The 13,235-nt window shown below is 64.4% G+C and carries 12 protein-coding genes; 11 read left to right on the forward strand and 1 reads right to left on the reverse strand.

The window, feature by feature from the left end; translation table 11 throughout:
* Window positions 1-244 precede the first annotated feature (244 nt).
* From M2S36_RS22120 to M2S36_RS22135, 4 genes are all read left to right on the forward strand, one after another.
* Window positions 245-1,255 carry a class 1 fructose-bisphosphatase gene (locus M2S36_RS22120; RefSeq protein ID WP_016712457.1) on the forward strand — a complete coding sequence of 337 codons (1,011 nt, stop codon included), beginning with the start codon at window positions 245-247 and terminating at the stop codon, window positions 1,253-1,255.
* Window positions 1,256-1,258: 3 nt separating this feature from the next.
* Complete coding sequence (locus tag M2S36_RS22125; RefSeq protein WP_063912031.1) at window positions 1,259-1,855, forward strand: DUF924 family protein; 597 nt, start codon at window positions 1,259-1,261, stop codon at window positions 1,853-1,855.
* Window positions 1,856-2,079: 224 nt separating this feature from the next.
* Complete coding sequence (gene bamE, locus M2S36_RS22130; RefSeq protein ID WP_003249234.1) at window positions 2,080-2,334, forward strand: outer membrane protein assembly factor BamE domain-containing protein; 255 nt, start codon at window positions 2,080-2,082, stop codon at window positions 2,332-2,334.
* Window positions 2,331-2,903: a lipocalin family protein gene (locus M2S36_RS22135; protein WP_207828367.1), complete on the forward strand. Its 573-nt coding sequence runs from the start codon at window positions 2,331-2,333 to the stop codon at window positions 2,901-2,903. The genes bamE and M2S36_RS22135 overlap by 4 nt, the downstream gene beginning before the upstream one ends.
* A gap of 157 nt (window positions 2,904-3,060) precedes the next feature.
* Here M2S36_RS22135 and M2S36_RS22140 read toward each other — a convergent pair whose 3' ends face one another.
* On the reverse strand, window positions 3,061-4,425 hold the full coding sequence (locus tag M2S36_RS22140) for a formimidoylglutamate deiminase (RefSeq protein ID WP_207828369.1): 1,365 nt from the start codon (window positions 4,423-4,425) through the stop codon (window positions 3,061-3,063).
* Between the two features lie 145 nt (window positions 4,426-4,570).
* Here M2S36_RS22140 and hutC point away from each other — a divergent pair, with 145 nt between their 5' ends.
* The 7 genes from hutC to hutG all read left to right on the forward strand — a co-directional run bounded on the left by hutC (window position 4,571) and on the right by hutG (window position 13,216).
* Complete coding sequence (gene hutC / locus M2S36_RS22145) at window positions 4,571-5,281, forward strand: histidine utilization repressor (RefSeq protein ID WP_177328482.1); 711 nt, start codon at window positions 4,571-4,573, stop codon at window positions 5,279-5,281.
* Window positions 5,278-5,850 carry a HutD/Ves family protein gene (locus tag M2S36_RS22150; protein WP_333957854.1) on the forward strand — a complete coding sequence of 191 codons (573 nt, stop codon included), beginning with the start codon at window positions 5,278-5,280 and terminating at the stop codon, window positions 5,848-5,850. The genes hutC and M2S36_RS22150 overlap by 4 nt, the downstream gene beginning before the upstream one ends.
* A 466-nt stretch (window positions 5,851-6,316) precedes the next feature.
* On the forward strand, window positions 6,317-7,990 hold the full coding sequence (hutU, locus tag M2S36_RS22155) for a urocanate hydratase (RefSeq protein WP_207828380.1): 1,674 nt from the start codon (window positions 6,317-6,319) through the stop codon (window positions 7,988-7,990).
* Between the two features lie 106 nt (window positions 7,991-8,096).
* Entirely contained in the window at window positions 8,097-9,629 is a 1,533-nt protein-coding gene (gene hutH, locus M2S36_RS22160; RefSeq protein WP_063912025.1) for a histidine ammonia-lyase, read from the forward strand.
* 148 nt (window positions 9,630-9,777) lie between these two features.
* Entirely contained in the window at window positions 9,778-11,181 is a 1,404-nt protein-coding gene (locus M2S36_RS22165; protein WP_207828382.1) for an amino acid permease, read from the forward strand.
* Between the two features lie 15 nt (window positions 11,182-11,196).
* Window positions 11,197-12,402, forward strand: a complete 1,206-nt coding sequence (gene hutI, locus M2S36_RS22170) for an imidazolonepropionase (RefSeq protein WP_207828384.1) — start codon at window positions 11,197-11,199, stop codon at window positions 12,400-12,402.
* 10 nt (window positions 12,403-12,412) lie between these two features.
* Window positions 12,413-13,216: an N-formylglutamate deformylase gene (gene hutG / locus M2S36_RS22175; RefSeq protein ID WP_207828386.1), complete on the forward strand. Its 804-nt coding sequence runs from the start codon at window positions 12,413-12,415 to the stop codon at window positions 13,214-13,216.
* Window positions 13,217-13,235: the final 19 nt, after the last annotated feature.

Below are 13,235 nucleotides of genomic sequence, written 5' to 3' on the forward strand. Positions count from 1 at the left end.
TCCTGATCATGCGTATTAGCCTGTAAACCATGTCCCCGGTTTGAAATGTAAACGATGTCTCCGGTTTGTACCGAGCGGGCGTGCTCGCGAAGAGGCCTACAACCAGACCACCGGCCTGGCGCACGCTGAACTACCGACCTATTGTGCCGTCTGAGAGCCGTGGCGAGTCTCATCACTCGCTAGCCCGCAACTCTCCCTGTAAACTGCGTGGGTTTTTCATCCCCCAATCCTTTCGGAGCCATACATGTCCCGCGTTACCCTGAGTCGCTATCTGATTGAGCAGACCCGCAGCAACAATACCCCTGCCGATCTGCGCTTCCTGATCGAAGTGGTGGCGCGTGCGTGCAAGGAAATCAGCCATCACGTGTCCAAAGGCGCCCTCGGCGGTGTGCTGGGCAGCATGGGCACTGAAAACGTGCAGGGCGAAGTCCAGAAGAAACTGGACGTGATTTCCAACGATATCCTGCTGGAAGCCAACGAATGGGGCGGCCACCTGGCTGGCATGGCCTCCGAAGAAATGGACAACGCCTACCAGATTCCGGGCAAGTACCCGAAAGGCGCCTACCTGCTGGTCTTCGACCCGCTGGACGGCTCGTCCAACATCGACGTCAACGTTTCGGTCGGCACCATCTTCTCGGTACTGCGTTGCCCTAACGAGTACCTGAGCCAGAACGAAACCCTGAACGAAAATGCCTTCCTGCAGCCAGGCACCCAGCAGGTCGCCGCCGGTTACGCCATCTATGGCCCGCAGACCATGCTGATCCTGACCCTGGGCAACGGCGTCAAGGGCTTCACCCTGGACCGCGAACTGGGCAGCTTCGTCCTCACCCACGAAAACATCCGCGTGCCGGAAAGCACCGCCGAGTTCGCCATCAACATGTCCAACCAGCGCCACTGGGAAGCCCCGGTTCAGCGTTACGTGGGCGAGCTGCTGGCAGGCGAGACCGGCCCGCTGAAGAAGAACTACAACATGCGCTGGATCGCCTCGATGGTGGCCGACGTGCATCGCATCCTGACCCGTGGCGGCCTGTTCATGTACCCACGTGACGCCCGCGAGCCGAGCAAGCCGGGCAAGCTGCGCCTGATGTACGAAGCCAACCCGATGTCGTTCATCATCGAACAGGCCGGCGGCGCCTCCACTAACGGTTACGATCGCATCCTCGACATCAAGCCGGAAAGCCTGCACCAGCGTGTGTCGGTAATCCTCGGCTCGAAGGAAGAGGTCGAGCGCGTCACCGCCTACCACAAGGAGTAAGTCATGCTCGCACCTTGGCAGCCGTTGCTGGAGTGGTGGTTCGGTTGGGGCACCAGTCCCCAGGCCGTGGCTGACGAGAAGAGCACGCTGTGGTTCGGCAAGCATCACGATGCCGAGGCCCATGCGCTGTTTGGCGAGCTGGTCGAGCACGCCCTGGCGGGTGGGCTCGACGAGTGGCAGCAAAGCCCGCAGGGCTGGCTGGGCCTGCTGATCCTGCTGGACCAGCTGCCACGCATGATCTACCGCGACACGCCGCGCGCCTTCGAGGGCGACCGGCGTGCCCAGGTGGTGGCGATGCAGGGTTTGCAGAAGAACTGGGATTACCAGTTGCTGCCGATCCAGCGGGTGTTCGTGCTGCTGGTGCTGGAGCATGCCGAAGTGCTTGACTGGCAGAACCTGTGCGTCGAGCGCTACCAGTTGCTGCTGGACGAGCAGCCTGAAGCCAACCGCCGGCTGTTCGAAGGCTTCCTCGACTATGCCGAGCAGCATCAACGGGTGATTGCCCGGTTTGGGCGCTTTCCGCACCGCAACCTGGTGCTGGAGCGGCCGAGCACCAGTGAAGAAATGGACTTTTTGCTGGAGCCAGGCTCCAGATTCTGAGGTTTCGTGGTCTGCTGCGCAGGCCATCGCGACGCAAGGTCGCCCCTGCACGGGGCGGCCTTTTTGTTTGGTCGGGATACTCCTTTGTGATTAATCGCACAGTAGTGGCCATCCGACCAATGGCGTAGGGGTAGAGGAGGGAGGGCAGGGAACCTGGGAGGGTTTTTATCGTCGAAGGTCACTACAGGCCACTCGCCTGTATCCCCTCTTCAGGAGTGTCCTTCATGTCGTTGCGTTCCCTCGCCCTGTTGTCGCTGTGCGTCGTCCTGACTGCCTGCAGCAAGATCAACCAGGAAAACTATTCCAAGATCAAGGCCGGTATGAACAAGGCCGAGGTCGAGCAGTTGCTCGGCACGCCGACCGAGTGCTCTGGCGCACTGGGCATGAGCAGCTGCACCTGGGGGGACGAGAAGAGCTTCATCAGCGTGCAGTACGCTGCAGACAAGGTACTGATGTATTCAGGGCAGGGTCTCAAATGAGGCGTCTGTATCTGCTGATGGGGGTATGCCTGGCGTTGCTGCTGGGTGGTTGTGCCGGCTCCGTGCACGATCCGCTGGCGCCGAAAACCGCTGGCCACATCGACCTCAAGCGCTACCAGGGCAAATGGTACGAGCTGGCGCGCCTGCCCATGCGCTACCAGACCGGCTGCGAACAGTCCGAGGCGCATTACAACCTCAAACTGGATGGTAGCCTCGGCGTGCTCAACCGCTGCCGCACCATGGGTGACGAATGGCTGCGCGCCGAAGGGCATGCGAGCATCCAGGAGCCGGGGCACACTGACAAGTTGTGGGTCGAGTTCGACAACTGGTTCACCAAGCTGGTGCCGGGTGTGGCCAGGGGCGAGTACTGGATTCTGTATGTGGATGAACGCTACCGCACGGCGGTGGTCGGCAGCCCGGATCGCAAGCACTTGTGGATCCTTTCGCGTACGCCGACGCTACCGGCCTGGGAGCGCGAGAACCTGATGTCCAGGGCACGGCAACAGGGGTATGACACCAGCCGCCTGATCTGGCGCGCGTCGGACCAGCAGATCGTCAAGAGGCACTGAGGTTCAGAGTGGTTGTGGGTGTGGGCCTACCCGCAACCGCGATGTATGGCACCGGCTTCGCCGNNAACCCGCTCCCACAGGTACTCACCGCATCTGAGTTCAGCGCCTCACCTGTGGGAGCGGGTTCACACGCGAATGCGAGAGAACTGCCGGTAGATCAGCCCAAAAGCTGCCGCAGTACCTCGGCAAACGCCAACCGGCTTTCCTCTTCCTGCGCATGCCGCCCCTGGCGCACCACCCACTGCCCATTCACCATCACATCCCGCACCTGGCGATCGCCCCCGGCAAACAGCCAGCGGTTGAGAATGGCATCTCCGTCCGCCATGGCGATGTAGGGGTCCTGCCCGTCGAGCACCAGCCAGTCGGCGCGCTTGCCCACAGCCAGCTCCCCGACCGCCTGCCCCAGCGCCTGTGCACCGCCCGCCAGCGCAGCGTCATACAGCGTGCGCCCGACCATCGGCTGGTCGCCGCGATACAGGCGGTTACGCCGCTGGTCGCGCAGCCGCTGGCCATATTCCAGCCAGCGCAGCTCCTCCACCACGCTCAGCGACACATGGCTGTCCGAACCAATGCCCATGCGCCCACCCTGTGCCAGGTAGTCCACTGCCGGGAAAATCCCGTCGCCCAGATTGGCCTCGGTGGTCAGGCACAGCCCGGCTACCGCGCCGCTGCGAGCCATGGCAGTAACTTCATCCGGCTCGGCATGGGTGGCATGCACCAGGCACCAGCGTGGGTCCACGTCCACATGTTCGTATAGCCACTGCAACGGGCGCAGGCCGCTCCAGGCCAGGCAGTCGTCGACTTCCTTCTGCTGCTCGGCGATATGGATATGCACCGGGCATTGCTTGTCGCTGGCTGCCAGCACCTCGGCGATCTGCCCGGGCGTCACCGCCCGCAGCGAATGGAAGCACAATCCCAGTTGCTGGGCAGGTTGTGCGGCCAGCAGCGGGGCCAGTTGCGCTTGCAGTTGCAGGTATTGCTCGGTGGAGTTGATGAAGCGCCGTTGCCCGTCATTCGGGGCCTGGCCGCCGAAGCCTGAATGGCTGTACAGCACCGGCAGCAAGGTCAGGCCAATGCCACTGTCGGCTGCGGCTGCGCTGATGCGGCGGGACAGTTCGGCCGGGTCGGCATAGGTCTTGCCGGCCTGGTCGTGGTGCACGTAGTGGAATTCGGCGACCGAGGTATAGCCGGCCTTGAGCATCTCGATGTACAGCTGGCGGGCGATGACCTGCAGCTGCTCCGGGCTGATCTGGCCGACCAGGCGGTACATCAGGTCGCGCCAGGTCCAGAAACTGTCATTGGGGTTGCCGGCGACCTCCGCCAGCCCTGCCATGGCGCGCTGGAAGGCATGCGAGTGCAGGTTGGGCATGCCGGGCAGCAGCGGGCCGGCCAGCCGCTCGGCGCCCTCGGCCGAGGCGCCCGGCTCGATGCGGGCCACGTGGCCATCGCGGGTGACCTCGATACGGACATGGCTGGCCCAGCCCGTGGGCAGCAGGGCGCGTTCGGCAAAGTAGGCGGACATCGGTGAAAATCCTGTTATTGGTAACTTGTATATACATATACAGGTGTTTGCCTGCCGGGTAAACTGCGGCAAGCTACCGCTCATTCCATTTGCACAAGGATCCAACGCCGTGCCGACACCTCCTGTCTCCGCGCTGGTTGCCCAGATGGGCGAGGGCCCGGCGCCGCTGTACGCCCGGGTCAAACAGATGATCATCCAGCAGATCGACAATGGCAGCTGGCCACCGCATCACCGGGTACCCTCGGAGAGCGAACTGGTCAGCGAGCTGGGCTTCAGCCGCATGACCATCAACCGCGCTCTGCGCGAACTCACCGCCGAAGGCCTGCTGGTGCGCATGCAAGGGGTCGGTACCTTCGTGGCCGAGCCCAAGGGGCGTTCGGCGCTGTTCGAGGTCAACAACATCGCCGACGAAATTGCCGCGCGTGGCCACCAGCATAGCTGCCAGGTGATCACCCTCACCGAGGAAGCGGCCGGTTCCGAGCGGGCCCTGGCCCTGGACATGCGTGAAGGCCAGCGGGTGTTCCACTCGCTGATCGTGCATTTCGAGAATGGCGTGCCGGTGCAGATCGAGGACCGCTACGTCAATGCGGCGATTGCCCCCGAGTACCTCAAGCAGGACTTCACCCGGCAGACGCCTTACGCCTATCTGTCGCAGGTGGCGCCGCTGACCGAGGGTGAGCACGTGGTCGAGGCGATCCTGGCCGAGCCGGAAGAATGCCGCCTGTTGCAGATCGAGCGGGGCGAGCCCTGCCTGCTTATCCGCCGTCGCACCTGGTCCGGCCGCCAGCCGGTGACCGCCGCGCGGCTGATCCACCCCGGTTCCCGTCATCGCCTGGAAGGACGTTTCAGTAAATGAGTCAGCTGCAGTTGTTGCGTGCGCAGGACTACCCGCGCATGCCGTGGAAGAACGGTGGCGGTTTCACCGAAGAAATTACCCGCGACAGTGGCGAGGGCCTGGACGGCTTTGGCTGGCGCCTGTCGATTGCCGATATCGAGGAGTCCGGCGGCTTTTCCACCTTCGCCGGCTACCAGCGGATCATCACCGTGCTGCAGGGCGACGGTATGCGCCTGCTGGTCGACGGCCAGGCCAGCCGGCCGTTGCTGCCGTTCGATGCCTTTGCCTTCAGCGGCGAGAGCCAGGTCAGCTGCAAGCTGCTGGGCGGGGCGATCCGCGATTTCAACCTGATCTATGCACCGCAGCGCTACCGGGCGCGGTTGCAGTGGTTCGATGGCACCAGCCGCTTGTACACCTCGGCGTCGACGGTGTTGCTGTTCGCAGCCAGCAGCCAGGTCGAGGTTGGCATCGCCGGGCGTGAGACGCAGCGGTTGGGGTTGTATGACTGCTTGCGGCTGGAGGGCAATGACCAGTTGCTGGGGCTCGAGGTTCAAGGGCGGTTCTGCCTGATCGAGTTGGTGGGGCGCTGAGGGGTTCGCCTGTAGGTTTTTGTCTCCTGTAAGTTCGCCTGTAGTTTTTTGTCGCCTGTAAGATCGAGCGCCGCCCGCGCGGCGCTTCGCGGGACAAGCCCGCTCCCACATTTGTTGCAACGTGGCCATGTCTGTCAGGCCATGGTTGTCAGCCTTGTTGGTCTGACTCAATTTCTCGGCTGGCGCTGCCGCCGCCTCACCAGTCTCAAGACATGCACCAAGGCAGGCAACCATGGCCTGACAGGTTCGGCACGTTGCAACAAATGTGGGAGCGGGCTTGTCCCGCGAAGCGCCGCGCGGGCGGCGCTCGATCTCACTGGCGCAGAAAGAATCAACGCATGCACCAAACCATTCGGCGGAAAGGTCCGATTATTTTGGTTGTCCGTGCTTGTACATACAAGTAAAGATGTGTTTGTATATCTACCACGACATACCCGCCCGCGGACGACCGTAGAGGACCTTTCCCGTGACCGACAACAACAAATACCGTGACGTTGAGATCCGTGCCCCACGTGGCAACAAGCTGACTGCCAAAAGCTGGCTGACCGAAGCGCCACTGCGCATGCTGATGAACAACCTCGATCCACAGGTCGCGGAAAACCCGAAAGAACTGGTGGTGTACGGCGGTATCGGCCGTGCCGCGCGCAACTGGGCCTGCTACGACAAGATCGTCGAGACCCTGACCCGCCTGGAAGACGACGAAACCCTGCTGGTACAGTCGGGCAAGCCGGTCGGCGTGTTCAAGACCCACAGCAACGCCCCGCGCGTGCTGATCGCCAACTCCAACCTGGTGCCGCACTGGGCCAACTGGGAACACTTCAACGAACTGGACGCCAAGGGCCTGGCCATGTACGGCCAGATGACCGCCGGCAGCTGGATCTACATCGGCAGCCAGGGCATCGTCCAGGGCACCTACGAAACCTTCGTCGAAGCCGGTCGCCAGCATTACGGCGGCAGCCTGAAAGGCAAGTGGGTACTGACCGCCGGCCTGGGTGGCATGGGCGGCGCGCAGCCTCTGGCCGCCACCCTGGCCGGTGCCTGCTCGCTGAACATCGAATGCCAGCAGAGCCGCATCGACTTCCGCCTGGAAACCCGCTACGTCGACGAGCAGGCCACTGACCTCGACGACGCCCTGGCACGCATCGCCAAGTACACCGCCGAAGGCAAGGCCATCTCCATTGCCCTGCACGGCAACGCTGCCGAAATCCTGCCAGAGCTGGTCAAGCGTGGCGTGCGCCCGGACATGGTCACCGACCAGACCAGCGCCCACGACCCACTGAACGGCTACCTGCCGGCCGGCTGGACCTGGGAACAATACCGCGACCGTGCGCAGACCGAACCGGCTGCCGTGGTCAAGGCCGCCAAGCAGTCGATGGCCGTACATGTTCAAGCCATGCTCGACTTCCAGAAGCAGGGTATCCCGACCTTCGACTACGGCAACAACATCCGCCAGATGGCCAAGGAAGAAGGCGTGACCAATGCCTTCGACTTCCCGGGCTTCGTGCCGGCCTACATCCGCCCGCTGTTCTGCCGTGGCATCGGCCCGTTCCGCTGGGCGGCGCTGTCCGGTGATGCCGAAGACATCTACAAGACCGACGCCAAGGTCAAGGAACTGATCCCCGACGACGCCCACCTGCACCGCTGGCTGGACATGGCCCGCGAGCGCATCAGCTTCCAGGGCCTGCCGGCACGTATCTGCTGGGTTGGCCTGGGCCTGCGCGCCAAGCTGGGCCTGGCGTTCAACGAAATGGTACGCAGCGGCGAGCTGTCGGCACCGATCGTGATCGGCCGTGACCACCTGGACTCCGGTTCGGTGTCCAGCCCCAACCGTGAAACCGAAGCCATGCGTGACGGCTCCGATGCCGTCTCCGACTGGCCGCTGCTCAACGCCCTGCTGAACACCGCCGGCGGTGCTACCTGGGTTTCGCTGCACCACGGTGGTGGCGTGGGCATGGGCTTCTCCCAGCACTCGGGCATGGTCATCGTCTGCGACGGTACCGATGAAGCCGCCGCGCGTATCGCGCGCGTGCTGACCAACGACCCAGGGACCGGTGTAATGCGTCATGCCGATGCCGGTTACGACATCGCCATCGACTGTGCCAAGGAGCAGGGCCTGGACCTGCCGATGATCACTGGCTGATCGCCACGCTTTGGATCGCACCCCACAAGGGTGATACTGAACAACAAGAAGGGGCGCGCAGGCACCAGAAAACGGGCCTGCGGCTCCACGCGATTGGAGTAGTGAAGTGACCGAATTGACCCTCAAGCCCGGCACCCTGACCCTGGCCCAGCTGCGCGCCATCCATGCCGCGCCCGTGCGCCTGCAACTGGACGCCAGCGCCGCGCCGGCCATCGACGCCAGCGTTGCCTGCGTCGAGCAGATCATTGCCGAAGACCGTACCGCCTACGGCATCAACACCGGTTTCGGCCTGCTGGCCTCGACCCGCATCGCCAGCCACGACCTGGAAAACCTGCAGCGCTCGCTGGTACTGTCCCACGCCGCCGGTGTCGGCGCGCCGCTGGATGACGACCTGGTGCGGCTGATCATGGTGCTGAAGATCAACAGCCTCAGCCGTGGCTTCTCCGGCATCCGCCGCAAAGTCATCGACGCGCTGATCGCCCTGGTCAACGCCGAAGTGTACCCGCACATCCCGCTGAAGGGTTCGGTGGGCGCTTCCGGTGACCTCGCCCCGCTGGCGCACATGTCGCTGGTGCTGCTGGGTGAAGGCAAGGCCCGCTACAAGGGCCAGTGGCTGCCAGCCACCGAAGCCCTGGCTGTGGCCGGCCTCGAGCCGCTGACCCTGGCCGCCAAGGAGGGCCTGGCCCTGCTCAACGGTACCCAGGCGTCCACCGCCTATGCCCTGCGTGGCCTGTTCCAGGGCGAAGACCTGTACGCCGCCGCCATCGCCTGCGGCGGCCTGAGTGTCGAAGCCGCACTGGGCTCGCGCTCGCCGTTCGATGCGCGCATCCACGAAGTGCGCGGCCAGCGTGGCCAGATCGACACTGCTGCCTGCTTCCGTGACCTGCTGGGCGACTCCAGCGAAGTGTCGCTGTCGCACAAGAACTGCGACAAGGTCCAGGACCCGTACTCGCTGCGTTGCCAGCCGCAGGTCATGGGCGCCTGCCTGACCCAGCTGCGCCAGGCCGCCGAGGTACTGGGCATCGAAGCCAACGCCGTATCGGACAACCCACTGGTGTTCGCTGCCGAGGGTGACGTGATTTCCGGCGGCAACTTCCACGCCGAGCCGGTGGCCATGGCCGCCGACAATATCGCCCTGGCCATCGCCGAAATCGGTTCGCTCAGCGAGCGCCGTATCTCGCTGATGATGGACAAGCACATGTCCCAGCTGCCGCCGTTCCTGGTGGAAAACGGCGGGGTCAACTCCGGCTTCATGATCGCCCAGGTCACCGCTGCTGCCCTGGCCAGCGAGAACAAGGCCCTGTCGCACCCGCACAGCGTCGACAGCCTGCCAACTTCGGCCAACCAGGAAGACCACGTGTCGATGGCCCCGGCTGCCGGCAAGCGCCTGTGGGAAATGGCCGAAAACACCCGTGGCGTGCTGGCCATCGAATGGCTGGGCGCCTGCCAGGGCCTGGACCTGCGCAAGGGCCTGAAGACTTCCGCCAAGCTGGAGCAGGCGCGCCAGGCGCTGCGCAGCGAAGTGCCGCACTACGACCGTGACCGTTTCTTCGCGCCCGACATCGAAAAGGCCGTGGAACTGTTGGCCAAGGGTAGCCTGACCGGCCTGCTGCCGGCGGGTGTGCTGCCAAGCCTGTAATGCCCCTAGGGCCGCGTTGCGGCCCATCGCGAGCAAGCTCGCTCCTACAAAGGCAACGCATTCCCTTGTAGGAGCGAGCTTGCTCGCGATTGGGCAGCATGGCGGCCCCCTCGATCTCACGACCACAAAAACAATTCAAGGACGTGACATGCAACAAGCTCAAGGTCTCAAGCGCGGGCTGAGTGCCCGCCACATCCGTTTCATGGCCCTCGGTTCCGCCATCGGCACGGGCCTGTTCTACGGCTCCGCCTCGGCCATCCAGATGGCCGGCCCAGCCGTGCTGCTGGCCTACCTGATCGGTGGCGCCGCCGTGTACATGGTCATGCGCGCGCTCGGTGAAATGGCCGTGCACAACCCGGTTGCCGGCTCGTTCGGCCACTACGCCAGCACCTACCTCGGCCCCATGGCCGGCTTCATCCTCGGCTGGACCTACGCCTTCGAGATGGTCATCGTCGCCATCGCCGACGTTACCGCCTTCGGTATCTACATGGGCTTCTGGTTCCCGGAAGTGGCCCGCTGGATCTGGGTGCTGGGCATCGTCTTCCTGATCGGCGGCCTCAACCTGTGCAACGTCAAGGTCTTTGGCGAAATGGAATTCTGGCTGTCGCTGCTCAAGGTCGGCGCCATCGTGGCGATGATCCTGGCCGGCCTCGGCATCATGGCATTCGGCTTCAGCCAGGTAGGCACCGGGCAAGCCGTGGGTGTCAGCAACCTGTTCGACCACGGTGGCTTCATGCCCAATGGCGTGGGTGGCCTGATCGCCTCCTTTGCCGTGGTGATGTTCGCCTTCGGCGGCATCGAGATCATCGGCGTCACCGCCGGTGAGGCCAAGGACCCGCAGCGGGTCATCCCCAAGGCGATCAACGCCGTGCCGTTGCGCATCCTGCTGTTCTACGTGCTCACCCTGTTCGTGCTGATGTGCCTGTTCCCATGGCCACAAATCGGCAGCCAGGGCAGCCCGTTCGTGCAGATCTTCAGCAACCTGGGCATCGGTTCCGCCGCCGCCGTGCTGAACGTCGTGGTTATTTCCGCCGCGATCTCGGCCATCAACAGCGACATCTTCGGCGCCGGTCGCATGATGTACGGCCTCGCTCAGCAAGGCCATGCCCCGCGCGGCTTCAGCAAGCTGTCGAAGCACGGCGTGCCATGGATGACCGTGGTGGTGATGGGTGCTGCGCTGCTGATCGGTGTGCTGCTCAACTACCTGATCCCGGAGAACGTGTTCCTGCTGATCGCATCGATCGCCACCTTCGCCACCGTGTGGGTGTGGCTGATGATCCTGGTCACCCAGGTGGCCATGCGCCGCAGCATGAGCCGTGAGCAGGTGGCCCAGTTGCAGTTCCCGGTACCGTTCTGGCCTTACGGCCCGGCCATGGCCATTGCGTTCATGGTGTTCATCTTTGGCGTGCTCGGTTACTTCCCGGATACCCAGGCGGCATTGCTTGTCGGCGTGGTCTGGGTGGTGTTCCTGGTGGCGTCCTACCTGCTGTGGTGCAAGCCGCGCGCAGGGCAGGGCCAGCCGGCAGCGCAACCGGCCGAGCTGCACCGCTAGTACAGGAGTAAATGTATGAGAACCGTCTGGCAGCACTGCCATGTGGCAACCATGGCCGAGGGCCGTTACTCGGCCATCGAGGACGCGGCCATTGTCACCAACGCCGGGCTGATCGAGTGGATCGGCCCACGCACCGAGCTTGCGTCGGTCGAGGCCGAGCGTACGGTGGACCTGGGCGGCGCCTGGGTCACCCCGGGGCTGATCGACTGCCACACCCATGCGGTGTTCGGTGGCAACCGCAGCGGTGAGTTCGAGCAGCGCCTGCAGGGCGTGAGCTATGCCGAAATCGCCGCACAGGGCGGTGGCATCGCCAGCACCGTGCGGGCCACCCGCGCGGCCAGCGAGGACGAGTTGTTCGCCAGTGCTCGTCAGCGGGTCCAGGCGCTGATGCGTGACGGCGTGACCACCATCGAGGTCAAGTCCGGCTACGGCCTGGACCTGGCCAACGAGCGCAAGATGCTGCGCGTGGCCCGGCGCCTGGCCGACGAGTTGCCGCTGGCGGTGCGCGCCACCTGCCTGGCCGCCCACGCCTTGCCGCCGGAGTACGCCGGCCGGGCTGACGACTACATCGCGCATATCTGCGACGAAATGTTGCCGGCCCTGGCCGCCGAAGGCCTGGTGGACGCCGTGGATGCCTTCTGCGAACACCTGGCGTTCTCCCCGGCCCAGGTCGAGCGGCTGTTCATCAAGGCGCGCGAGCTGGGCCTGCCGGTCAAGTTGCACGCCGAGCAGTTGTCCTCGCTGCACGGTTCCAGCCTGGCGGCGCGCTACCAGGCGCTGTCAGCCGACCACCTGGAGTTCATGACCGAGGACGACGCCATTGCCATGGCAAACGCTGGCACGGTCGCCGTGCTGCTGCCGGGCGCGTTCTACTTCCTGCGCGAAACCCAGCTGCCGCCGATGGACGCGCTGCGCCGCCACGGCGTGAAGATCGCCCTGGCCAGTGACCTCAACCCCGGCACCTCGCCAGGGCTGTCGCTGCGTCTGATGCTGAACATGGGCTGCACCTGCTTCCGCATGACCCCGGAAGAAGCCTTGGCCGGTGTCACCGTGCACGCGGCCACGGCGCTGGGCCTGGGCGACAGCCATGGCTCGCTGGAAGTGGGCAAGGTCGCCGACTTCGTCGCCTGGCGGATCGAACGCCCAGCCGACCTGGCCTACTGGCTGGGCGGTGACCTGCCCAAGCGCGTGGTGCGCAAGGGCCACGAGATTTCCAACTGAGAGAGGCACGATGGACAAGGTACTGAGTTTTCACCAGGGCCGCCTGCCGCTGCTGATCAGCATGCCCCATGCCGGCCTGAAACTGTCGCCGGCTGTACGAGATGGCCTGGTCGACCAGGCGCGCAGCCTGCCGGATACCGACTGGCATATTCCACGGCTGTATGACTTTGCCCGCGAGATGGGCGCCAGTGTGGTGGCAGCGGAGTATTCGCGCTTCGTCATCGACCTGAACCGCCCGGATGACGACAAGCCGCTGTACGCCGGCGCCACCACTGGCCTGTACCCAGCCACGCTGTTCGATGGCGAGCCATTGTTCAAGGACGGGCTGGAGCCGACTGGCGAGGAACGCAAGCAGTATCTGGAGCAGATCTGGCGCCCCTACCACGACACGATTCGTCGCGAGCTGGCGCGGCTGCGCGAGCAGTTCGGCTACGCCCTGCTGTGGGACGCCCACTCGATCCGTTCGCTGATCCCGCACCTGTTCGACGGCAAGCTGCCAGACTTCAACCTGGGCACCTTCAACGGCGCCAGCTGCGACCCGGTTCTGGCCGAACAGCTGAATGGGGTCTGCGCCCAGGCCCAGGGCTACAGCCATGTGCTCAATGGCCGCTTCAAGGGCGGGCATATCACCCGGCATTATGGCGACCCGGCCAACCACATCCATGCGGTGCAGCTGGAGCTGGCGCAGAGCACCTACATGGAGGAAACCGAGCCGTTCGATTACCGCGAAGACCTGGCCCGGCCGACACAGGAGGTGTTGAAACAGCTTCTGCAGGCGCTGCTGGACTGGGGCGAGGCGCGTTACGCGCGGTGAAGCTCGCCAACGAGAATGG

The organism is Pseudomonas sp. SF2, assembly GCF_036858055.1.
In the GTDB taxonomy this organism is placed as follows: domain Bacteria; phylum Pseudomonadota; class Gammaproteobacteria; order Pseudomonadales; family Pseudomonadaceae; genus Aquipseudomonas.

What these genes read in the sequence shown, in the direction of transcription:
- M2S36_RS22120 (WP_016712457.1), top strand. Translation starts at nt 245, where the DNA reads ATGTCCCGCGTTACCCTGAGTCGCTATCTGATTGAGCAGACCCGCAGC.
- M2S36_RS22125 (WP_063912031.1), top strand. Translation starts at nt 1,259, where the DNA reads ATGCTCGCACCTTGGCAGCCGTTGCTGGAGTGGTGGTTCGGTTGGGGC.
- bamE (WP_003249234.1), top strand. Translation starts at nt 2,080, where the DNA reads ATGTCGTTGCGTTCCCTCGCCCTGTTGTCGCTGTGCGTCGTCCTGACT.
- M2S36_RS22135 (WP_207828367.1), top strand. Translation starts at nt 2,331, where the DNA reads ATGAGGCGTCTGTATCTGCTGATGGGGGTATGCCTGGCGTTGCTGCTG.
- M2S36_RS22140 (WP_207828369.1), bottom strand. Translation starts at nt 4,425, where the DNA reads ATGTCCGCCTACTTTGCCGAACGCGCCCTGCTGCCCACGGGCTGGGCC.
- hutC (WP_177328482.1), top strand. Translation starts at nt 4,571, where the DNA reads ATGGGCGAGGGCCCGGCGCCGCTGTACGCCCGGGTCAAACAGATGATC.
- M2S36_RS22150 (WP_333957854.1), top strand. Translation starts at nt 5,278, where the DNA reads ATGAGTCAGCTGCAGTTGTTGCGTGCGCAGGACTACCCGCGCATGCCG.
- M2S36_RS22165 (WP_207828382.1), top strand. Translation starts at nt 9,778, where the DNA reads ATGCAACAAGCTCAAGGTCTCAAGCGCGGGCTGAGTGCCCGCCACATC.
- hutI (WP_207828384.1), top strand. Translation starts at nt 11,197, where the DNA reads ATGAGAACCGTCTGGCAGCACTGCCATGTGGCAACCATGGCCGAGGGC.
- hutG (WP_207828386.1), top strand. Translation starts at nt 12,413, where the DNA reads ATGGACAAGGTACTGAGTTTTCACCAGGGCCGCCTGCCGCTGCTGATC.